This is a genomic window from Enterocloster aldenensis (genome assembly GCF_003434055.1).
Classification (GTDB): Bacteria; Bacillota; Clostridia; order Lachnospirales; family Lachnospiraceae; genus Enterocloster; species Enterocloster aldenensis.
The window spans coordinates 43,765-66,739 of record NZ_QVEX01000022.1; the positions used below are offsets into that span (position 1 = coordinate 43,765).

20 protein-coding genes are annotated in these 22,975 nt (G+C 49.9%); 4 read left to right on the forward strand and 16 right to left on the reverse strand.

Annotated features, from left to right (window positions below):
• Window positions 1–33: 33 nt before the first annotated feature.
• Window positions 34–765 carry a ComF family protein gene (locus tag DWX59_RS25680; protein WP_409337948.1) on the reverse strand — a complete coding sequence of 244 codons (732 nt, stop codon included), beginning with the start codon at window positions 763–765 and terminating at the stop codon, window positions 34–36.
• Window positions 766–780: 15 nt separating this feature from the next.
• Between DWX59_RS25680 and DWX59_RS30300 the strand changes: the two genes are divergently transcribed.
• Window positions 781–1,122, forward strand: coding sequence for a DUF6783 domain-containing protein (locus tag DWX59_RS30300; protein ID WP_147325865.1), 342 nt, complete (start codon window positions 781–783; stop codon window positions 1,120–1,122).
• A 517-nt stretch (window positions 1,123–1,639) separates the two neighbouring features.
• On the opposite strand, the gene DWX59_RS25695 is transcribed toward DWX59_RS30300, so the two are convergent.
• From DWX59_RS25695 to mreB, 8 genes are all read right to left on the reverse strand, one after another.
• Window positions 1,640–2,461, reverse strand: coding sequence for a class II fructose-bisphosphate aldolase (locus DWX59_RS25695; protein ID WP_117563008.1), 822 nt, complete (start codon window positions 2,459–2,461; stop codon window positions 1,640–1,642).
• 18 nt (window positions 2,462–2,479) lie between these two features.
• The gene (locus tag DWX59_RS25700) at window positions 2,480–3,529 is read right to left on the reverse strand and encodes a PTS fructose transporter subunit IIC (RefSeq protein ID WP_227116438.1); all 1,050 of its coding nucleotides are present in this window, start codon (window positions 3,527–3,529) and stop codon (window positions 2,480–2,482) included.
• 130 nt (window positions 3,530–3,659) lie between these two features.
• A complete protein-coding gene (locus DWX59_RS25705) occupies window positions 3,660–3,977 on the reverse strand; it encodes a PTS fructose transporter subunit IIB (protein WP_117563010.1) in 318 nt (105 codons plus the stop codon).
• Window positions 3,978–4,006: 29 nt separating this feature from the next.
• Window positions 4,007–4,489 (reverse strand): PTS sugar transporter subunit IIA, encoded by a 483-nt coding sequence (locus tag DWX59_RS25710; RefSeq protein ID WP_117563011.1) that lies wholly within the window; start codon window positions 4,487–4,489, stop codon window positions 4,007–4,009.
• Window positions 4,490–4,506: 17 nt separating this feature from the next.
• Window positions 4,507–6,516, reverse strand: coding sequence for a BglG family transcription antiterminator (locus tag DWX59_RS25715; RefSeq protein ID WP_117563012.1), 2,010 nt, complete (start codon window positions 6,514–6,516; stop codon window positions 4,507–4,509).
• A gap of 208 nt (window positions 6,517–6,724) precedes the next feature.
• On the reverse strand, window positions 6,725–7,600 hold the full coding sequence (locus tag DWX59_RS25720) for an NAD(P)-dependent oxidoreductase (protein ID WP_117563013.1): 876 nt from the start codon (window positions 7,598–7,600) through the stop codon (window positions 6,725–6,727).
• Window positions 7,601–7,887: 287 nt separating this feature from the next.
• Window positions 7,888–10,269, reverse strand: a complete 2,382-nt coding sequence (recD2, locus tag DWX59_RS25725) for an SF1B family DNA helicase RecD2 (RefSeq protein ID WP_117563014.1) — start codon at window positions 10,267–10,269, stop codon at window positions 7,888–7,890.
• A gap of 50 nt (window positions 10,270–10,319) precedes the next feature.
• Window positions 10,320–11,360: a rod shape-determining protein gene (gene mreB, locus DWX59_RS25730; RefSeq protein ID WP_008726208.1), complete on the reverse strand. Its 1,041-nt coding sequence runs from the start codon at window positions 11,358–11,360 to the stop codon at window positions 10,320–10,322.
• Between the two features lie 597 nt (window positions 11,361–11,957).
• On the opposite strand from mreB, the gene DWX59_RS25735 reads away from it, so the two are divergent.
• The 3 genes from DWX59_RS25735 to DWX59_RS25745 all read left to right on the forward strand — a co-directional run bounded on the left by DWX59_RS25735 (window position 11,958) and on the right by DWX59_RS25745 (window position 14,985).
• Window positions 11,958–12,794 carry a tyrosine-type recombinase/integrase gene (locus DWX59_RS25735; RefSeq protein ID WP_117563015.1) on the forward strand — a complete coding sequence of 279 codons (837 nt, stop codon included), beginning with the start codon at window positions 11,958–11,960 and terminating at the stop codon, window positions 12,792–12,794.
• 45 nt (window positions 12,795–12,839) lie between these two features.
• Entirely contained in the window at window positions 12,840–13,712 is an 873-nt protein-coding gene (locus tag DWX59_RS25740) for a tyrosine-type recombinase/integrase (RefSeq protein WP_117563032.1), read from the forward strand.
• Between the two features lie 64 nt (window positions 13,713–13,776).
• Window positions 13,777–14,985 carry a putative ABC transporter permease gene (locus tag DWX59_RS25745; protein WP_117563016.1) on the forward strand — a complete coding sequence of 403 codons (1,209 nt, stop codon included), beginning with the start codon at window positions 13,777–13,779 and terminating at the stop codon, window positions 14,983–14,985.
• Window positions 14,986–15,138: 153 nt separating this feature from the next.
• Here DWX59_RS25745 and DWX59_RS25750 read toward each other — a convergent pair whose 3' ends face one another.
• The 7 genes from DWX59_RS25750 to DWX59_RS25780 form a co-directional block, all read right to left on the reverse strand.
• Window positions 15,139–16,875 (reverse strand): phospho-sugar mutase, encoded by a 1,737-nt coding sequence (locus DWX59_RS25750; protein ID WP_117563017.1) that lies wholly within the window; start codon window positions 16,873–16,875, stop codon window positions 15,139–15,141.
• Window positions 16,876–17,094: 219 nt separating this feature from the next.
• Complete coding sequence (locus DWX59_RS25755) at window positions 17,095–18,186, reverse strand: protein kinase family protein (protein ID WP_117563018.1); 1,092 nt, start codon at window positions 18,184–18,186, stop codon at window positions 17,095–17,097.
• A 172-nt stretch (window positions 18,187–18,358) separates the two neighbouring features.
• Window positions 18,359–19,144, reverse strand: a complete 786-nt coding sequence (locus DWX59_RS25760) for an RraA family protein (RefSeq protein WP_117563019.1) — start codon at window positions 19,142–19,144, stop codon at window positions 18,359–18,361.
• Window positions 19,145–19,168: 24 nt separating this feature from the next.
• Complete coding sequence (locus DWX59_RS28580) at window positions 19,169–19,414, reverse strand: hypothetical protein (RefSeq protein ID WP_147325867.1); 246 nt, start codon at window positions 19,412–19,414, stop codon at window positions 19,169–19,171.
• A 437-nt stretch (window positions 19,415–19,851) separates the two neighbouring features.
• Window positions 19,852–21,081: an AGE family epimerase/isomerase gene (locus tag DWX59_RS25770; RefSeq protein WP_166460308.1), complete on the reverse strand. Its 1,230-nt coding sequence runs from the start codon at window positions 21,079–21,081 to the stop codon at window positions 19,852–19,854.
• 22 nt (window positions 21,082–21,103) lie between these two features.
• Window positions 21,104–22,111: a mannonate dehydratase gene (locus tag DWX59_RS25775; RefSeq protein ID WP_117563022.1), complete on the reverse strand. Its 1,008-nt coding sequence runs from the start codon at window positions 22,109–22,111 to the stop codon at window positions 21,104–21,106.
• A gap of 1 nt (window position 22,112) precedes the next feature.
• Window positions 22,113–22,973, reverse strand: a complete 861-nt coding sequence (locus DWX59_RS25780) for an MBL fold metallo-hydrolase (RefSeq protein ID WP_117563023.1) — start codon at window positions 22,971–22,973, stop codon at window positions 22,113–22,115.
• Window positions 22,974–22,975: the final 2 nt, after the last annotated feature.

The following is a 22,975-nucleotide window of genomic DNA, read 5'->3' on the forward strand; positions in this document are numbered from 1 at the left end:
GGTTTCTGTAATGAAATCCAGTGGTTCGGACAGTCACTGCCCATGCCCGATGAATATTGTGACAAAATACACATGTTCCATACCGGCTTTTTTCAATACCCGGGTACATGCCTCAATGGTACTTCCGGTGGTATAGATGTCATCTACCAGGATTACGGAGCGGATATTCGGCGGAATGTGTCCTGCCGTAAATGCCTGCTCCAGGTTTTTCAGACGGCCTGCCGGGTCCAATGATTTCTGTGGGGCCGTGTTTCTGGTGCGCTTGAGGATTGATTGGTCTGCAGGTATCCCTGTCTTTGCGGACAGCCGCCATGCCAGTTCCTCTGCCTGGTTAAATCCCCTTACCCTTAAACGGGACCGATGGACCGGGACAGGTACCAGGGCGTCTGCCCCCATACGCAGGATCCGCTTTCCCAAGCCCCTGAACATGGCTTCACTATAAAAGTCCAGGTATTCACGCTTGTTATTGTATTTTATCTGTGCCATGGACCTGCCGGCAATGTCATCATAATTAATCAGGGAAAGGCCGTAGTCAAAGCTTCTTCTGTGTTTTGTACAGTCGCAGCAGTATTCAATGGTATCGCTTATGACCTCCTTTCCGCATTTTTTGCAGGTCGGCCTGTGCACCCAGGACAATTTTTTCATGCAGTCAGGGCAGATGAGATTTCCCCGGGGCATGACAATCCCGGCGCAGACCGGGCAGCGGCGGGGGAACAGGAGGTCCAGGAGATGGCTGGTGACTGATTGGATTGGATTCATTTTCATCATTCTCCGTTTTGTATGGATTTTTTTGTTGATTGTTTACTTGATTATTTCTCATCCATAGTATTCTTATGGTATCCGGGGGTGAGGTTGAAAATTGCTTTCTGTCAGCTTTGTATCCCGCTTTGTGGAAGATTTGGTCACGATAAAGGAGGCGTAGCGGACTACGTTGACCGGGTTTGGAGCAAATATGCCGCGAAATGGGACATGCTTTGTCCTAAGGGGTACCTATGGTGGATTCCTTGGGGCAAACCGCAGGAGCAGGTTTTCAAACAAACCCGTATTGCTTTTCTTTTATGGATTATTTTTCATGGAATATATCTGACTTTACCGGCAACCCGGACAGGCTTTGCTGTGTAAATCTGGAATCTCGGAATTATGGCATGGAGTCATGGTATGGAATTTAAATATAGAATCACGATATAAATCATGATATGGAATTATAATATAGCATTATGACATAGAATCATGATATGGAATTATGAAATCAGAACGGACATCTGGGTGGGATACTGAATACCCTAACACAGATTTCTTATAAAATCAACTGTTTATCAATCTTTAAGTTCTTCTGCGAAACCCACTGTGAAACCATATGTCAAACCCTCTATTAAACCATCTGCGATACCATCTGTGAAATCCTTTTTGGAACCCTACGTAAAACCTTTTTGGCTAATACAATACTGATTTTAAGGTTTGCACCCAATTCAGAGGGTACAGGGGAATGCGGATAGGACATCAGGACCTGCTTCGAAACAGATTTTGGAAATAGGATAAGATAGGGGAGAAAAGCCGCCCACCGGCACGGCGAAAAAGGTTTCCGGGATTCATTGTCCCGGAAACCTTCCCTCATCCTCTGTCCATCCATCCTGTCCCTTCATCCTGCCCGGCCGCTTTGTCCGAACAGCTCCATATATCCTTTCAGACGCTGCTTATACCCTTCCCTGATACGGTGATATATCATGTAGGGCGGTCCTTCCTGGGCGCCGGCTGCAACGCCTGCCACGAACAGGTCTGTTGCTATGTTTATCTTTGTTATGCCGCATTGGATGGCTTTTACCAGGTTGTCATTCCCGGAACCGCTGCCGCCGTGCAGGACCAGCGGGATGTCCACTTCCCGGCCTATGGCTTCCAGACGTCCAAAGTCAAGATGGGGTTCCCCGCTGTATGCCCCGTGGGCTGTCCCGATGGCAACGGCCAGGCAGTCTATGCCCGTCCTGTCCGCATATTCACGTGCCTTGGCCGGATCCGTAAGACCTGGTTCCCTGTCCTGGGCATAATGTTCACCGTCGCCCACATGACCCAGTTCTGCTTCCACGCTCACCCCCACCGCATGGGCAATTTTTACAAGTTCAGCCGTGTCCCGGATATTGTCTTCATAGGGCGCGCTGCTGCGGTCCACCATGATGGAGGTGAAGCCTGCCCGTATGGCCCATATGGCCTGTTCAAATGAAGCGCCATGGTCCAGGTTGACTGCGATGGGCACGGTTGCGGTCTGGGCCAGCATGCAGATTATCTTCCCAAGGGATACGATATCCGGATGGAACTGATAGGCAAAATCCAGGATAAGGGGCGCCCTCATTTCTACTGCAGCCTCGATGCAGACCCTGGCGGTATCCTCATTTATCACATTGGGGGCCGCCACGCCGTACTTCCCGTTCCGGGCCTCCGCCAATATTTCCTTCATTGAAACCAGCATATGATTATTTCCCCCTTGTTATGAAAACTCTATGTCCGCAGTGAGCTCCTGTTCAATATCATCTGCGTCAGAAGCAGTTTTTGGTTTCATGACAATCAGCAGCAGGGCAGTTACCAGACACCCTATTATGAATGCCAGTATGAACATAAGGGGTTTGTTGCAGAATGGAATGGCAAATACCCCGCCATGTGGTATGGGCATCTCACATCCAAAGAATACGGCCAGGGCCCCTGAGACAGCAGAACCTGCCGTACAGGAAATAATGGTCCTTACAGGGTCGGATGCCACAAAGGGGAACACACCCTCCGTGATAAAACATAAGCCAAGGGGGATTGCGGTCTTGGCTGCCTGATACTCTGCCCCTGTAAACCGTTTTCTGGCAATCAGCACAGCAAGGCCCACACCCACGGGAGGTGTCATTCCGCTTACCAGTGTGGCTGACATAGGGCCATAGACGCCATTGGCAATCATGGAACTGCTGAATGCATAGGCTGCCTGGGCACACGGTCCTCCCATATCAATACGCATCAGCCCCAGAAGTCCGCCCAGGATAAGGCCGGATGAATCACTCATGCTTAACAGGAACGCGGTTATGGCGCCATTTATCATGGAGACAAAACTGCCCAGTATGCAAACGAATATAAGGCCGGACGCCAGGGTGGCCAGCAGTGGTATGACCAGTACCGGCATAAGTCCGATCATGGCCTGGGGAAGTTTTATCTTTTTCTTAATCAGCAATGTTATGTATCCTGTCAGGAACCCGCCTATGAGTCCTCCCAGGAAACCGGCTCCCATGGAATTAGCCAGGGTTCCTATGGCAAGCCCCGGCGCAATGCCTGGTCTTCCCGCGACTGAATATGCGATGCCTGCCGTGATTACCGGCACCGTAAAGCCAATGGCAGCTCCCCCAATCTGGTCCAGGATGGCTGCAAATGTCCCGGCCGCAATATCCCAGCCGCCAAATACCTTTGCCAGCCCCATACACAGCCCTCCGGCCACAACCACCGGTATCATGTAAGATATCCCTGTCAGGGCATGTCTCTTTAACTGCATTTTTTTCCAATCCATATATATCCCCCTCTGCATTCGCTCTGTTACTTTTACTCTGCTGCCTTTACTCTGCTGTCCTTACTCCGCTGCCCTTACTCTACTGCTTTTACCCTGCTCCCTTTACTCTGCTGCTTTTACCCCGCTGCACCTATTCTGCCCCTTTCAGCTTCTCCTCAATTTTATTCAAAACCCCTTTTGGTGAATTGAGGACTACTTTCATGGGCAGCTCCACGATTTTCTTTCCCTTAAAACGCTCCCGGCCTGAGATAAGTATGTCAGCGGATATGAGCACCACATCCGCCCCGGCCACGTCTTCGGCAGTCAGTTCACATTCCGTCCCAATGCTTCCCTGTGTCTCTATTTTTATCTCATGTCCCAGGTCCCTGGCTGCTTTTACCAGCTTTTCTTTTACCAGGTACGTGTGCGCAATTCCAGCCGTACAGGCAGTTACACCCACAATCTTCATATAATCCCTCCTCTCGTTGATATGGCAGATTAATTTACTGCTGGGATTCCCATTGCTGCCGTTATCTCGTTGATGACTGCAAATACATCTTCCTTTGTTGCCACTTCCTTGATACGGCGGCAGATTTCCTCATCTGCCAGGGACCTGGCAACCATTGCCATCATCCGCAGGTGATTGTCCGCATCTGTAGTCTTGTTGACAGCAAACAGGAAAATGACTGAAACAGGCTTCCCGTCCACTGATTCCCATGTTACCGGCTGCTTCAGTTTCCCAAATGCAATACAATCCTTTCTGACGGTTCCCGATTTTCCATGGGGTATGGCAATCCCGTCCCCTATGCCGGTCTGGCCTTCCCCTTCCCTTATGAGGACATCCTTGAGGAATTCAGATTCGTCCCCTATGGCCTGGTCTTTGTACAGCAGATCTGTCAGGTATTCCAGCGCTTTCATCTTTGAGTCGGCCGGAATATCCACTGCAATTGCATTTTCGTTAAAAATTTCTGATAAATTCATGTATTTTACTCCCCGTGTCATGATTGTCCGACAGTGTGCTTACCGTTGATATAATTACATATGTCCTGGGCCTTATTAAGGCTTTTGAACCGTTTCCTCGGTTCCTCTTCATCTAACAGTACTGCCAGTAATTTGTAAAACCCTTTTAATTCATCCATGTCCTGCGGTCTTTTATCCGTACAGGCCGCTATCAGGAAAATAGTGTCCACTTCCTCCCCGGAATGCCACAATACCGCTTTGTCCAGGCGCACCACTGCAATCCCTGAATGCCGCACATCCTTCGGGCTTCCATGGGGAATGGCAAAGCCGAATCCCACTTCGGTGGATACTGCCATTTCCCTTTTTATTACAGAATCCACAAACCCGTCCGTCACATATCCCAGTTTTTTAAGCATGTCGGATCCAAGCCTGATTGCCTCCATCTTATCAACAGCGCTGCAGCCAAATGCCACCAGTCCCGGCACACATAACCGCCTCTTCTTGCCGTCCACCGCCTCCTTTCTCTGATGCAGTTTCCTGGAAACTGTTTTTACCAGCTTTTCTATGGACTTTTCATCTTCCTCTGTCAGAATGGGGCTCACGCAGACAACAGGCTGCCTTTCCTCCAGCGGGCCGATTGTGGATATTACCATTTCCCAGCTCCCGCCTCCGTCCTGGCAGATCTGCCGGAATTTTTCATAGGACAGGACATCCGTCACATGGATATTGGGAAAACGGTATTTTAATTTCTCACAGATAAGCTGTGCAACACTGACGCCATAGTTACACACGATACATGCTGTCACGGTATAGTAATTCAGCTGCTCCCTGGCTGTCAGAAGATAGGTGGCTATATATGCAATCTCGTTGTCATTGACCATAAGCCCGAAGTATTTTTCAAACAGGATGCTGAAGGCCCAGGAAGCGCCGAACACACTGGGATATTTATCCTTAATCTCACGAAGCAGCGGGTTCCTGATTGTCATCCCTATCTTCATCCGGCAGATCATATCGGACAGATGGTATTTGAGGCTTTCGTACAGATGCCCGTCCTGGGGTATACTGATTCCAAGAACGCTGTTAACCATTTCCAGGAACTCGTGGACAAAGCTTGCGAACCGGGCGGATTCAAGGATACCGTTCCTTATATAGTCCATGCCGGCATTTCTGAATATGCCGGAGAAGATGACATATAAAAAGATATAATCCCTTTCGCTTTCTTTGGGTCTGTATCCCATTTTATCCTGGAAACACCGGTCTATCTCTTCCCTGTACCCGCCGGCCGACGCCGCCTTTAGGATAAAGTCATCAGTTTCCGTAAAACCCACCGTGCAGCCGTTTTTACTCCGGTGCAGGGAAAGGGCAATATGTAGGAATAATGTCACGTAATCCCGGTGTGTCTGGATGGAATCGTGCTTTTTTTCAAGGGCACGGATAAAGCTTTTGACGGATGCAGTGTCCGTATCCGGGATAATGGTATGGAGCATTTCCTTCTGATACCCGCTCAGGTCAGGTATCTGTCTGGCATAGTCAGATCCGGCATGGGCCTCCTTTGCAAAAAAGAGTTCTGCAATGGCCCTTCTCTTGTCAAATTCCTTTCCGTTGAGGCTGATGCCGTGATTCCTCCTCTTTTCAACCTGAAGATTATAATTGCCCAGCCATGGTATGATTGCGTCCAGCTCCCTGCTAATGGAACTCCTGCTTACAAATAACTCCTCCGACAGCCTGGTTTCCGTAAGCACATGGCCCGGCCCTGTGCAGAGAATACGCCTCAGCATATAAAATTTCCGGTCATCCTCACCTCCCAGTTCCTGTGCATCCATTTGAAGGAATGCCTGGTTACGCAGCACAAGACAGATGCCTACCCCGGGCTTGCGGCCGACCTCACCTGCACCGGATTCCCTGAGCAGCCTTTCTATGTCGTCCAGGTCATTCCTGATGGTATTTTCAGAGGTATCCAGCAGCCTGGCCAGTTTTCCGCACGTGAGGGCGGTGTCAGAGTCAGCTAAGATTTTTATAATTAATTTTTGCCTCTTTGTTTTGTTCACGCTCTTATTTTCCTTTCTAATTGAAGTTTAACACAGTTATTTTTTGATAATGGATAAGTATATGGCAGATTATTATGATAATTTTAAGCATTTACCCTTGAAATGATTATACTACCAACCAGCTCCCGGGGTTGTATGGTATATATTTCCATTGGGGCCGGACAGCAAAGAAGGCCTGGATCCCTCCAGGCCTTCTTCTCCCATGTCTTCAGTTTTCCGTTAGTCTGTACATTGTATCCGCTATACTGGACATGTCCTTTACTTCGTTTTTATCCCTTTTTTCCTTTAAGGCAATGCGGCACAGATCGATTGCCCCATCCAGCATGAATCCGGGAACCCCGATTTCATCACAGAGCTTCTTCATATACATCAGATCCTTAAGACCGAGTTCAAGGGAAAAATCCAGGCTGTATGTCTTATTTACATACTTTTTGCTGTAAAACTGAAAGAACCAGTTATCAAAAAACTCCGTGTTAAGTATATCATACAGCTTTTCCGGCTCCAGGCCATAACGGTTCATGACAGGATACAGCTGGGCATACAGGACCGCCTGCAAAAGACCTGCCCAGTTCTGTGCCAGTTTGACAAGATGGCCGTTTCCACTATCACCCACGTAATCATAGGATCTGCAATATGAGAGGAACAGGTCATCATATGACCCTATCACTTCTTTATCGCCGGCCACCACGGCTGTAAGGGTCTTGTCCCAGGCATCCTGTGGGCCTGCAATCAGCGGGGAGTCCACAAAATCACCTCCCAGGGCCTTCATCCTGCCATATAGTTTCCGGGTAGAAACCGGGTTGCTGGTGGACAGGTCAATGACAAGCTTCCCCTTAACCCCCAGGGAGAACACGGTGTCCATCACTTTCTCCACTGTGTCTGAGTTCGGGAGGGACAGGAACAGTACGTTACTGCCGGTACATACTTCTTCCAGGGTACCGCATATATGCGCCTGCCCCCTGAACCGTTCTGCGCACTCTTTGTCCACATCAAATACACTGACCTCATGGCCTGCCAGGATTACATTATGGCAGATTCCCTTTCCCATATTGCCCACGCCGATAAAACCAATCCTTCTCTTCATACATGACCTCCTGTCACGGTCCGCAGCCCATACCGAGCCGCCTCAATAACGCGGTAACAACCACGTTATGCCAATAAGATAGTTTCAATATAAATTGGGGGGTTCCCCGTGTCAACAGGAAGAAAACCACGGGCATTGCCAGCCGTATCCTGACTTTGTCCGCGGTTTCCATAAAAATCACGTATTTACAATGTTTTTGAATCGGTCCCGGCCCATATGTACATTTGTGGCAATATGTTCCGGAGGTAATTTGTCCATATCCAGACGCGGGGTACTATGGGGGAGCACTAGCCTTCCAGCTCATAAATCTCCCTGATCCGCACCTTCAGCCCGGAATACCGCTTCTGCTCAACGCAATTGGCCGCCATGGTGTAAAAGGCGTCCGGCTGGCCCACCAGGCATACGCAGGCCCGGGCCCGGGTCACGGCCGTGTAGATGAGGTTGCGGGTCATGAGCATCCTGGGTCCGTTGTACATGGGAATGATGACAGCCGGATACTCGCTTCCCTGGGATTTGTGGATGGTGATGGCGTAAGCCAGTTCCAGCTCTTCCAGCTGCTTAAAGCTGTATTCTATCTTCTTGCCCTCGTCAAACTCCACGGTGAGAAGTTCCGCGTATTCGTTAATCTCCCGGATGATCCCAACGTCCCCGTTAAAGATTCCGGCGCCGCGGTCCGTGGGTATGCCGTATTGGTTGCAGACCTCCCACTCCATCTGGTAGTTGTTCTTTATCTGCATTACCTTGTCGCCAACGCGGTAAATGATCCCGCCCGCCTCCCTTTCCTTCTTTGACTTGTCCGGGGGGTTCAGGTAGTTCTGGAGCACCTGGTTCAGCCGCTCCACGCCAAGGGCGCCTTTGCGCATGGGGGTCATGACCTGTATGTCAAATGGCTGGGCATGGACATAACCCGGCAGCTTCTGCTGGATCAGCGTGATGGCGGCGCTTATGACCGCGTCCGGGTTATCCCGGCGGATGAACAGGAAGTCATTGCTGCGCTTTGCCAGGTCCACCCGTTCTCCTGCATTGATTTTATGGGCGTTGACCACAATATCGCTTTGGGCTGCCTGGCGGAAAATATTAGTCAGCTTCACCACATTGAAGCAGCCGGAATCTATGATGTCCCGAAGCACGTTGCCCGGACCAACGCTTGGAAGCTGGTCCACGTCCCCGACCAGGATCAGACGGGTGCCCACATTGACGGCCCGCAGCAGGGAATGCATCAGGCTTATGTCCACCATGGACATCTCATCAATGATGATTACGTCCGCGTCCAGAGGATTTTCCTCATTCCTGTCAAAATGCATGCCGGAGGCGCCCAATCCAGATTTGTCGCTGTCCCCGCCAGGTGCGCCTGAGGGCACCAGTTCCAGCATACGGTGTATGGTCCTGGCCTCATAGCCCGTGGCTTCTGTCATGCGCTTGGCGGCCCGGCCCGTTGGCGCTGCAAGGAGTATTTCCATGCCCTCCATCTCAAAATACCGGATAATGGTGTTGATGGTGGTGGTCTTACCGGTGCCGGGTCCGCCCGTGATGACTAAAAGCCCGCTGTTGACAGCTTCGTAGACGGCCTTTTCCTGAAGGCTGTCCAGACGGATTGAATCCTGGCTCTGGAGCTCATTATCCTGTTTTTCCTGAGCCTGATTTGCCAGGCTCTGATCTGCCTGAGTCTGATTTTCCCGGTTTCGGGCCTGACGGGCCTGGGTCTGGCGGGCCTCCTGCGCCTGGATTTCCTGGACCTTCTTCAAGTTTTCCTTTATCTCTGTCTCAGGCGTGTCGCCCTTGATGTTCAGGTCATGAAGCATCCTGGCAGCGTTCAGTTCCAGGTAGTAGTACTGTGAGGAATAGATGACCGGCCCCTGTTCTGACTGCTTCACAACCACCCTGCGGTCAATCTGCATATCCATCAGGTGCTTTTCCATGGATGAGGGCTCCACCTTCAGGAGCTCGGATGCCTGGGCAAACAGCTCTGTCTGGGGAAGGTATGTGTGGCCGTTCCCCGTGGCCTGGAGAAGGGTGTACAGGATACCGGCCTTGATGCGGTAGTCGGAATCCGTGAAAATGCCTACCCGCTCCGCTATCTCGTCAGCCATCTTGAATCCCACCCCGGGGATGTCGTCGGCCAGGCGGTAGGGATTTTCCCGGATGATTCCGTAGAGGGAGGGTCCGTACTGCTGATATATCTTGGCTGCCAGGTTCATGGTTATGCCGTAGTTCTGAAGGAACATCATGGCCTGGCGCATGTCTTTCTTGTCCTCCACCTGCTCCGCAATGGCCATGGCCATCTTTTCGCTGATGCCCTTGACCTCTGACAGGCGTTCCGGCTCTTCCTCCATGACCCGGAAGGTATCTGCCTTAAAGTGGCGCACAATCCTGGCAGCCAAAGCGGCCCCGATGCCTTTGATTGCACCGGAGCCCAAATACCGTTCCATGGACAGCTCGTCCTGGGGTGTTTTCATTTCGTAGCTCTCTATCTGGAGCTGTTCGCCGTACACGGGATGTTCTGTCATATGGCCGCTGGCTTCTATCATGTCGCCCTCTGCCGCATAGGCCAGGGTTCCCACCATGATGACCTCATCGCCGTCATTCTGGTCCGTGACGCTTAAGACAGTGTATCCGTTGTCCTCGTTGCGGAACTTAATCCGCTCTATGAATCCTGTAATCGTTGCCATATTTTCAACCGAAAGAACCCGGAACGAAATGCATGTCCGGGTTCTGATTCTTAATAGTCTTCTCTGCTGCTTCCGCCCATGGATGCTTCCATCATCATATTCATTCCGTGGGCAAATTCAATGAACTTACCTGTTCCAATTGCCACCGCTGTCAGGGGATCTTCTGCAATCATGGTGGTAATGCCTGTCTTCTCCTCAATCAGGGCGTCCAGGCCGCTGAGCAGGGAACCGCCTCCTGTCATGACAATGCCCCTGTCAAAGATATCGGCCGCCAGTTCAGGCGGGGTGCGCTCCAGCACGTTGTGCACCGCATCCACTATCTGAAGGGCCGGTTCGCGAAGGGCTTCCAGTGTCTCGTCCGAGGTAACCACAATGGTCTTTGGAAGGCCTGTTACCAGATTGCGTCCCCTTACCTCCATGGTAAGGACTTCGGGCCTGCGGTATGCGGCGCCGATGTTAATCTTAATTTCCTCAGCAGTACGCTCACCGATAAGAAGGTTGTGCTTTTTCCTCATGTAGCGCACCAGGGCCTCGTCAAAGTCATCTCCGGCAATCTTGATGGATGTGCTCACAACCGGGCCGCCCAGGGAAATGACCGCGATATCGGCCGTACCGCCGCCGATATCCACTATCATGTTGCCGCAGGCCTTGCCGATGTCAATCCCTGCGCCGATGGCCGCTGCTACCGGCTCCTCGATGATGGCAACCTCACGGGCGCCTGCCTGGTAGGTTGCATCCTCCACTGCCTTTTTCTCAACTTCAGTTGCGCCGCTGGGGATGCAGACACTGATTCTTGGCTTGCGCAGCGTCTTCTTGCCCACTGCCTTGCTGATAAAGTATTTTAACATTTTCTCTGTAATGGTATAATCTGAAATAACGCCCTGGCGCAGAGGGCGCACGGCAACAATGTTGCCCGGGGTACGTCCAATCATGAGACGTGCCTCTTCGCCGATTGCCATGATCTTGTTGGTGTCACGGTCAATGGCCACAACGGACGGTTCCTTTAATACGACACCCTTGCCCTTAATATATACAAGGATGCTGGCTGTCCCTAAATCAATTCCAATATCATTGGACATCATCGAAAACATATAGATAATTCCTCCTCGCTGTCCATGCCGGCACGCAGGCTTATGGAACCTGTTTTCCCGGAACGGCTGCTTCTATTACTCCTAAAATCTGGCTGCTTGTTCTGTTTTGCTTTTATAGCATTGCTTCTATTATATACAATATTGTAAAGTTTTCAAAGGGTTTTTTTCTTTTTTATTTTCTTTAGGTTTTTTTTATGATGCGGACATATTTTTGTCACAATTATTGCTTATGATTATATCAAGTTCACCGAGAGGTGGACGAGGCCTTTGTTTCAAGTGATTACTTGAAATCACAAAGCTTTTTCATACTCATACCGGACGAAGCAATTCGTCCGGCCCCCCTAATAACATTTTCTTTTTTTATATACCTACCATTCCCACGCTGGCCTCGGGCCATGCAAAAAAAACAAAAAAGAACGCTGGCTGTGGCGACACAGAAAGGCGTTCTTTTTTGCTGTCCCCTGCCATGACGGAGGCAAATGGAAAATATCCGCCTTCTTTTCATCTGCAACCCATCCCCCCACCTCTTACATTTTCCGAAGATATAAATTACTATTGAAAATGGAAAATTTAACCACTAAAGAGGAGGATTAAAACATGACAGCTACACCGAAACTACAGCCGAACCATGCGCTGGACCTGTTTGAGAAGTATCTGGCCGCGCACAACAAATCGCCGAATACAATCTGTGTGTACCGCTATGCGGTGGAACAGTTCTACCATCTTTATCCGCAGCTCACCCCGCGCAACCTGCAGCTTTACAAGGTCTATCTCCTGGAGCATTATAAGCCCCAGACCGTGAACCTGCGGATCCGCGCCCTTAATTGTTTCATGGAATACCGGCAGGCATCCATTACTCCCATTACCATGATTAAGATACAGCAGAAGACGTATCTGGACAAAATCATCAGCCAGGCCGACTATGAATATCTGAAACGGAAGCTGGTTGAAAACGAGGAGTTCACCTACTATTTCATTGTGCGCCTGATAACGGCAACCGGGGTGCGGGTCAGCGAGCTGATTACATTTCAGATTGAGGACATTGACAGGGGGCATAAGGATATTTATTCCAAGGGCAACAAGATGAGGCGCATCTATGTCCCCAGCCAGCTGGGCCGGGAATTCAAACAATGGTTCCTGCACATCGGGCGCAAAAGCGGGCACCTGTTCCTGAACCGTTTCGGTTCACCCCTTTCCCCATCAGGCATAAGGGCCCAGTTCAAGGTGTTTGCGGCCCGCTACCATCTGGACCCGGAGGTCATGTATCCCCACAGCTTCAGGCACAGGTTTGCCAAGAATTTTATTGAAAAATGCGGCGACATCACCCTGCTTTCCGACCTTCTGGGGCATGAAAGCATCGAGACCACCAGGATATACCTGAGGCGCAGCAGCAGCGAGCAGTACCGGATCATTAATAAGGTGGTTGACTGGTGATTGGGAAGGAGGGAAAATGACATGGATTCCATAGAAGGACAAATGATGAATAATACCTGCGAATTCCAGGCAAACTTAGAGTATTTCCGTGATTTCCTCCAGAAACGCGGTTCCGCGGAAAATACCATTGACTCCTATCTGACATCGGTGCGCCATTACCACTCCCTGTACCAGGATGTGACGGTGGAATACCTGCAGGCGTATAAGGTATGGCTGATGGAGCATTATAAGCCGAATACGGTCAATACCCGGATTTATGGCATTAACCAGTATGTAATCGCGCTGCAGGATGCGGCGGGAAAAGACAGTGAAAGCAGCAGCATTTCCCTCCTTTCCCCGTACAAGCTGCCCGCTGTAAAGCATCAGCAAAAACCGTTCCTCGATAATATTATCTCCAAACGGGATTATGAGCGCCTGAAACGTTGCCTGAAACGGGACGGCAACATGTTCTGGTATTTTGTGGTGCGGTTCCTGGGGGCTACAGGCGCCCGGGTCAGCGAACTGATACAGATTAAGGCCGAACACATACAGATCGGCTGCATGGACCTGTATTCCAAGGGCGGCAAGGTGCGGCGCATCTATTTTCCGGAAAAACTCTGCGGGGAAATGCTGTCCTGGCTGGCGCTGCGCGGCATACGGTCCGGGTTCGTGTTCACCAACCGGCAGGGGAAGCAGATTACGCCGCGGGGAATCAGCAGCCAGCTAAAGGTCCTTGCCAGACATTACCGCATCAGCCCTGATACGGTCTATCCCCACAGCTTCCGCCACCGTTTTGCCAAGAACTTCCTGTCCAAATTCAACGATATTTCACTTCTGGCCGACCTTATGGGGCATGAAAGCATTGAAACCACGCGCATCTACCTGACCCGCTCTTCGGACGAGCAAAGGGTGCTGATTGACAAAATTGTCACATGGTAGATTGCATTTTCCGGCAAAACCCAGTATGATTAGAGTCATAAAGCAGAGCAAAGGATGAGTTTATATGTATGAGTATTCGTGGTACCAGTGGCTTACTTTTTTCTTTATATATTGTTTCTTTGGGTGGATTTTTGAGTCCACCTATGTATCCCTTAAAAAAAGGCAGTTTGTGAACAGGGGGTTCCTCCGCCTTCCCCTGCTTCCGCTCTACGGCACAGGGGCCGTTATGATGCTGTGGGTATCCCTGCCGGTCAAGGATAACCTGTTCCTTGTGTATGTCTCCGGCGTGGTGGCTGCCACTGTTTTAGAGTATGTGACGGGATGGGGCATGGAAAGGCTGTTTAAGATGAAATACTGGGATTACAGCAACCAGCGTTTCAATGTAAAGGGCTATATCTGCCTGAGTTCTTCCATTGCCTGGGGATTCCTTACCATCCTTCTCACAGAAGTCATCCACCGGCCCATTGAGCGGTATGTCCTGGGACTTCCGCTGATGGTGGATCTGGTATGCGTCATTGTGGTGTCCCTGCTGTTTGCAGCTGATACCGCCGAATCCGTAAAGGCCGCCCTGGACCTGGCCAAGGTACTGGACGCCATGACCAATATGCGGGCGGAACTGGATGACATCCAGGTGCAGATGGCGCTTTTAAAGGCTGAGACAGTACAGAGGATGGAGGAGGCCAGGGAGGAAGCGTCCCAGAAACTGGGGCAGGTCAGGTCAGAGGCTGCTTCCCGCACATCCGCGCTGAAAGAAGGGGCTGCGGAACGCCTGAATGTGATTGTGGAAAATACCGTGGAACGCATGGGAGACCTGATGGAAGATACCGCTGAACGCGTGGGCGTGCTGGTGGAAGGGACCGCTGATAAGGTGGCCCGGACAGCGGAACGGCTGGCCGAACTGACTGAAGATGCAGCCGCGCGTGTCAGCGCCACTTTGGGGCAGAAGGATATGTCCGGACTGGACGAGGCAGGGAAAGAAGGCGGCCTAAGAGAGGAAGCGGGCACAGACGGAGGCTGCCGGGACAGGAAAGCAGGCACGGACGGTTGCGGCTGGGATGAGGAATCGGCCAGACACGCCTTTGCGGCGGAACGCCGCGAGCGCATAGCTGCTTTATCCAGACGCCTGTCTGCCATTACGGAAAAGCGGCACAGCCTGTCCAGCCGCATGGGATATTACAGGCGCAGCCTGCTGAAAGGCAATCCCACCGCGTCTTCTTCCCGGTTTGCAGAGGCCCTGAAGGAACTGAGGGAGATTGCCGACCGGAAGAAATAGGTTTTACAGATTCAGGTTTTTACAGATTCAACCGCCGCCGTCCGGGCAGTCTGCCGGAACAGCGGTGTACCATATGCTTTTATTGCTGAAGGAAGGGATGCCCGGCAGTCATTGCCGCCAGGCATCCCTTCCTATATCCGTCATGATATTGTCTTACATCATCTTATCCACCATGGCCATCACTGCCGCTCCCAGGCTTTCTGCCTTGGCATCCGCATCTTCCATGGAAGTTCCCTTGATTCCGTAATAGAACTTAATCTTGGGTTCTGTTCCGGACGGCCTTACACAGATCCATGCGCCGTCGTTAAGGTCATAATAAAGCACGTTGGAGGATGGGAGGCCCGTAGGCTTCACCTCTCCTGTGGCCATGTCCGTAATGGTATCCAGCTTGTAATCCCTTGCAGAAACCACATGGTAGCTTCCCACCTGGGCCGGGGTGTTGCTGCGCAGGGTCTCCATGATGGACTGGATTTTGGCCAGGCCTTCGATTCCCGATAAGCCGATGGACTTGACCGCATCCTTATAGTAACCGTATTTGTCATACATGGCAACCATGGCATCCCACAGCGTCATGCCTTTCTGCTTATAGTATGCAGCTGCCTCACAGAGGGCTGCTGTTGCGGAAATCGCATCCTTATCGCGGGCATAGGTGCCAATCAGACAGCCATAGCTCTCTTCCATTCCAAAGAGATAGGTTCCGTGTCCGGTCTTCTCATTCTTAAGCACCTGCTGTCCAATCCACTTAAAGCCGGTGAGTACTTCAATCAGCTCACAGCCGTATTCCTTTGCAACCGCGTCAATCAGGTTGGTGGATACAATGGACTTAATGACCTGTCCATCGGCAGGAATCCTGCCAGCCGCCTGCTTCTGGCTGAGCACGTACTCACAAAGAAGGGAACCGGACATGTTGCCTGTCAGAGGGATGTAATCCCCTGAAGCGCGGTCCTTTACATATACGCCCAGACGGTCTGCATCCGGGTCGGTTGCCAGTACCAGGTCCGCATCCTTTTCCTTTGCCAGCTTGAGGCCAAGCTCAAATGCTTCTGCAGCCTCGGGGTTGGGGTAGCTTACGGTTGGGAAACCGCCGTCCGGCAGTTCCTGCTCCGGAACCACATATACGTGGGTAAAGCCAATCTCTTCCATCACCCTTCTGGCCGGGATATTGCCGGTTCCGTGAAGCGGTGTGTAAACGATTGTAATCTGGTCCTGCATCTGGTCAATGGCCTTCTGGTTCACAACCTGGGCCTTTACCTGGGCAATGTACTTATCGTCGATTTCTTTGCCAATGACTTCGTATTTGCCTGCTGCCAGTGCAGAGGCCTCGTCCGTGGTCTTAACCGTGGACAGATCCTCTATGGCCAGCACCTCGTCGGTAACGCCCTTGTCATGGGGCGGGGTGAACTGGGCGCCGTCCTCCCAGTATACCTTGTAGCCGTTGTATTCCGGCGGGTTATGGCTTGCCGTGATATTAATTCCTGCAATGCACCCCAGCTCACGCACTGCAAAGGAAAGCTCCGGAGTGGGACGCAGGGACTCGAACTTATATGCCTTGATTCCGTTGGCTGCCAGGGTCATGGCTGCTTCCATGGCAAATTCAGGTGACATATGGCGGGAGTCATACGCAATGGCAACGCCCTTGTCAGCGCCGCCCTGTTTGATGATGTAATTGGCAAGACCCTGTGTAGCGCGTCTTACCACATAAATATTCATGCGGTTAATGCCGGCACCGATTACGCCGCGCAGTCCGGCCGTGCCGAACTCCAGGTCCATATAGAATCTCTCTTTAATCTCATTCTCGTCGCCTTCTATGGCGCGAAGCTCAGCTTTTGTGGCCTCGTCAAAATAAGGGTTTGATAACCATTCCTGGTATATCTTCATGTAATCTTTCATTCTGTACTCCCTCCTGAATGTGATATTCTATGCATAATCTGCCTGCATATCCTGATTAAGATTATACTATACCCAACCAGAAAAAGGAAGTACAAGCCTTCATTATTTTTCGCCGCGCAGCGCCGCCACAGGCGTCTGTCCGAAGGCAGCAGTCCTCTCTTAAACGCAGCAGCCCGCTCCTAAACGCAGCAGCCCGCTCCTAAGCGTAGCAATCCGCTCCTAAACGCCACAGTCCGCCCTCAGCCGCCTCAGGAAGCTGTTCCTCAGCTGCTGCTGTTCCTCCAGGCCGCGAAGCTTGTCGATATTGCGCTCCGGTATCCAGGCCTTGTTGGCATTAAAATAAAAGTTCAGCTGTTTCCAGTATTTTTCAGGATAAAGGAACAGGTAGTACAGGCAGGTCCGCTCCCGGCGGTCCATGGGAAGGACCCGCTCATAGGAGTCCAGCATGGACAGCCCCAGGTCCATATTCCAGCCATGTTTCTCCATGACCTTGCGCATGAAACGGTAAAGGTCCGATACCTGGATCCCAAGGTGCATCCGGTTGTATTCAATAATGGCCGTATAGCCATTGCCCATCAGCACATGGTGCTGATCCAGGTCTCCATGGCACAGGTAGACGGGCTTTCCTGAGTGGTCATCGGCGCCACCGGGACCGCGCTGCTGTCTTTTGGCGGCGATTTCCCGTATTTCCGCTGCTTCCAGGGCGTCATATTCAAAGGCTGGATCATATTCCTCCGACCACAGCCCTTTGATTCCATGCACGGCCTCCTGGGCCTGCTCGTAAAACATATTGTAATTTCCAATGACACACAGCTCAAAATCGGATTTTTTGCGCTTTCCCCGGATATAGTTGCGGGTACGCTGCATTTCCTTGTTATGGCGCTCTAATTCTTCTTCCAAAGGCGCGCAAAGATTGGAGCCCATGCTCCATTCCTCTTTAAACTCAACTGCCCTTAACTGACTGTGAAGCATAGCCAGGCGGGACAATGCCTGTCGGATTTCAAAGCCGTCCTTGATGTTGCATTCCCGGTCCATGAACCAGTCCTTAAATATGTAGCGGGTCCCATCCCCGGTCACGGTCAGAAGACTGCCTTCCCGGTTCCTGATGTACTGGTCCGCCCGCAGGCTTCCTCTTGTATCCAGTATCCTTAAGACCTCGTCCTCGAATTCCAGACGCTTGACCGTTCCACGGTATTCCTTTAAAAGCCTGCATCCGTTCCTGGTCTCACAAATCCATGAACCACGGCCCTTCCTGACTGATAAAATATCCATATCATATTGCTCTAAGGCTTCCACGTACTTCTCGTTCATCTACAACCCCTCCACACTCTGATCCCATCACATTTAGTCGAAACGGGAAGCTGCCGTTTCAGCTACTTCTAGGGTATGTGTAAAATGGGGGGATTATGACAGGTGGACGGAAAGAAAACTGCCTGCCGCATAGGTGCGGCAGGCAATTTCCATATAAAAAACACGGCCTTATTTACAATACGCCAAACTGCGCATATACTTCATCAATAGGCATTCCCTCCGCCAGCATCTGTCTCTGGGAATTTTCCTTTTCATATATTTCCTCTACCCGTAAAAGGACTTCATCCACCACCTCTCCAGGAATCACCTGTACACCATCGTTATCCCCAAAAATAAAATCGCCTGGGTATATGGTGACATAATGGGTCAGATGACCAGGCAGCATGGCCGGAACATCAACCTCTGTTACAATCCATCCTCCAAAAGCATTTGGCGCCGTTCCAAAAGAAAACATAGGAAAGTCTTCCATTTTTAAAACATATTGGGTATCCCGGCAGTTTCCTGCCAGAAGCATTCCTCGGCATCCATGGGAATAAGCCAGCTGACAGCTCATCTCCCCAAAATGCGCAGGCTGCATATCTCCTCCGCAATCAAAACACAGCACGCTCCCCGCCGGGCTGGAAGCAACTTTGCGCATCATGATTTTCTGGGGATGCTCTTTTCCCTGGAGATATTCCTTATAAAATTCCTGAATCCCATCTGGCGGCGTATAGGAGTTATCGATGGCCAGTGTATGTAATTTTACCGGCAATGCCCTACCTACCAGCACCATACCCTGGCGCAGAGGTTTAAACCTCTGGGATAATACAGTATCGCATACCCCCAGTTCCCACAGGCTGTCGGAAACATTTCCTCCATACCCGGCCCTCCTGAACCGCTCAATCCGTTCCGAATCCGTTATATCCAGATGCCGTATGGTCTCTCTGGCAATATTATATTGACGTTTTTCCGGAAGCATAGCATTACCTCTCTTTCAATTTTTTTAGTATGTGAATTGGTTGTATATATAATTGCCTTTTCCATCATGAATGTAACCAATACAATCACATTGAATCCCGGACTCCCAGGCTTCGTCCTCCACAGTGAATAGTTCCAGCATCATACTGTCACAGGACATCATGTAACATGTAACCCTTGGGGAGTTTCCTGAAGAAACAGTAACTTCTGGATAAGCCGCGGAAAAACCTTTGGATTTAAAGTAGGCAGAGGCCTTTTCCATGTCATCCACATATATCCCCAAATGTTCCAGACCGTATATATTAGGTACATTCTTCCAACTGCAATCCAGTCTTTGGCATAACTCCAATGGCACCCCCTGGTTTCCCTGGATATTTATAAAATCAGTACCAGTTCCCCATACATTTGGATTATGGAACGGCTTCTTGCCATCCGATTCAATTACGATTTCTTCTGATTCACAATATTGAACCGCTGCCGCTGCATCGCCTACAGCCAAGGCAATGTGACAGAACCCATATCTTCCGGTAATGTTGCGCCTCCCCTTATGAAGCTTCAACCGGCAGTCCCCATTTTCAAGCGTATCCTCCCTGTTCCTGGCCTTTTGGAAAAAAAGATATTTCTGTAACCACGCCGACAACTCATCTGGGGTATCAACATACAGGCCTATACACCAGCCGCTTCCATCTTCGGACATCTGCATCCCCCTTATATTTTGTCCAGTACCCGCTTTCCCCGTTTCATTATTTCAAGACAGGTCCTGGTATTATGATAGGGACACTTTGCCTTGCTGGCTTTTTCATCCCCCACCATGTTTTTCATTGCTTCCATATCCTTAACCATTTCGCTGTCAAATACCTTATTGCTTCCTAAGGCAAACCATTCTCCTTTTTCATGGTCTGCAACATATGCCTCCACATAGTCCCATATATCCAGGGTGGCTTTCAGATACTTCTGGTCTTTAGTCAACTCATAGCAATTGAAGAAAGAGGTGATGCCCTCTGCCTGTGTCCACCATACCTTGGATTTATTTATATGACCTGTCTTTAAATCCATATCAGAGTACATACCGCCATTAATGGGATCCAAACCCTCCAGATATACATGATCCATAATATCCAAAGCGGTGTTTCTGGCCTTTTTTATTAAAGATCCATCGCCTAAAAGATCTGCTGCCCATGTAAGAAGATAACAGCATTCTGCATCATGACCATAGTTGATTTCATCATCAGTACGGTTTCCATCCTCATCCATTCCAGCTTTTAAATGGTGGTTATCCCTATCCACCGCCACATCCAGAAGAAACTCCAGAAATTCCTTAAGTACTACCCCAACATACTGATTTCCGGTGGCCTGATATAGGGTTATGGTTGCCTCAAACATATGAAGATGGGAATTTAACAGCTTTGGGGCCCCATCTGCATTCATTACCCAGCGCCATAGCCAGAAGTCCTTCTTCCATTCCCTGGAAACAGAATCTGCATATCCGCCATTTTCATATTTTGCACAGCTGTTTACAAGCTTGAAAGTCCGCATTGCCATATCCAGCGCGTTTTCATCTTTAAAAACACGATAATATTCCGCCATGGAATATACGATAAAGGCTTGTCCATATGTCCTCTTCTCTATTTCCAGAGGAATCCCTTTCTCATTTACCATCCAGTAAACGCCGTCATATGTATTATCCCAGAAATAATCCCGCAGGTACTCAAATGCCCTTTTAGCCAGTTTCTCATAATGTTCATCCCCAAATATGTCAAATGCGCTGGTAAATGCCCACAGCATCCTGGTGTTGAGGACTACAGCCTTAGGATATCCTTCAACTGGCTTTAAATTTCCGTCCACCTTTCCGAAAAAGCCCCCATTTTTTTCATCCACCATATTATTACACCAAAAGGGAAGGATACACTCCTTCAGGTTCTTTTCCATCCTTGACATAAGTGTTTTGATTGAATTAACTTCATCCATTCCATACACCTTCTTTTTCTTTTATTTTCAATTCCTTTTCGATTGATTCCATCAAGCCAAGCATATAGCCGGTTGCAAATAAGTTTCCATTTATCCCATAACCCGGATTGGAATTATCATCTCCATACATGGTCGGAACGTGGTCAGGGCGCATGACCCCCTGATATCCAATTTCATAATAGGCTTTCATAGCCTCATACATATCGGTATCCCCTACATGATGGAAGGTCTCCACAAATTCTTCCGGCTGGCCATGTATATCCCTGAAATGCGCAAAGAAGAGCTTCCCTTCCCTTCCGAATCTGCGGATACAATCCGGTACATCCTCACCCATGGACGCAAAGGTTCCCTGACACATGGTTATACCGTTATATTCACTGGGCACAAGCTTAGTAACCTGGTACATTGCATCCGCGCTGGTAAGTATACGGTCAACGCCTCCAATACAACTGACTGGCGGATCATCCGGATGCACGGCCAGCTGTACCTTATATTTCTCCGCCACAGGAATCACTTTTTTTAGGAAATACTCCAGGTTCGTCCATAGGGCGTCCGCACTGACAGGACCACAGGCAGGCGGCGGACAGTTTTTTACATCCTCCATTTTAAATCCGGTAACAGACGCTCCTCCTTCTGCAGCCACATTTACCCTGGTCCTGAACCATCCCCATACAGGCATCCAGTTAAAGCATACGGTCTTTATCCCCAGTTTCCCCATATTCTCCAACAGGGTACAAAATCTGGCAATGGCTTCATCTTTAGCCGGCAGTCCCAGCTTTGCACTATCGATAAAATCCACTCCTTCCAGTACAGACCATTCCATGCCGAAATCTTCCATTTCCTGTTTGAGTTCCCGCAAGGACATATAATGCCAGGGCGGGACTAGGCTGGTATATTTGCCGCCCTGGGGCATTGTAACTGCATACTTTATACCAAGTTGTTTTGCAAAATGCTTTAACGGGGTATGATGTTCCCCATAAAATGAATATGCAATTTTCAAATCAATTCCTCCTCGTCTCTTTATATAGAAGCATTTCCCCAATAACCGGAATCCAATAATCAGGCATTCCTTTTTTGTTATTTACATAATTTACAAACTTCCCAATCTGCTCCGTGTTTAATGTAAACATATCATAGTGACAGGGAATCATAAGGCGGATACCGGCTTTCCTGCATAGTTCTGCTGCTTCGCTGTACATCATATTGGATGCAAATCCTTTTTGGCGCCGTTCCTCATCCCATCCGTTTACTGGTACAAATGCCATATGCACATCTGCTCTGGCCAGCAGGGCGGGGAGTTCTTCATAGTATAGGGTGTCACCTGCATGATATAAGGTAAAAGGCCCCATTCGTACGATGTAGCCCAGATACGGGTACTCGGAAGCAATGCTATAGTCAAATCCGTTATGTTTACCCGGAATAGCCTCGATGCATATATTTCCAGTCATCAGTTTTCTTCCTGCCTGACAGGCCAGGATATCATCCTCACTGATTCCATCCTCAAGCAAGGACGGACGGGCAGAAAATGGAATCACAATCCTGGCACCGGGGTTTGCTTTTAAAACCGGTATCACCGTATCCCTGTCATAGTGATCCTTATGGTCATGGCTGCATAATATATAATCCACACATGTAATCCATGACGGCTGCACGGGTATGGGCATCATCCTTATATGCTGAATGACAGGACTATTCCTGGTCATATCCTCCAGGGATGTGGACAGATATGGATCAAAAAGTATGCAGCAATCCCGGGACTTCACAAGAAAACCGCTCTGTCCCATCCACCACACTGCCAGTTCCCCATCCCCTGGTTTGTAATGATTCATTTCATCAGCTAAGTTTCTATCATTTTCTATCATAC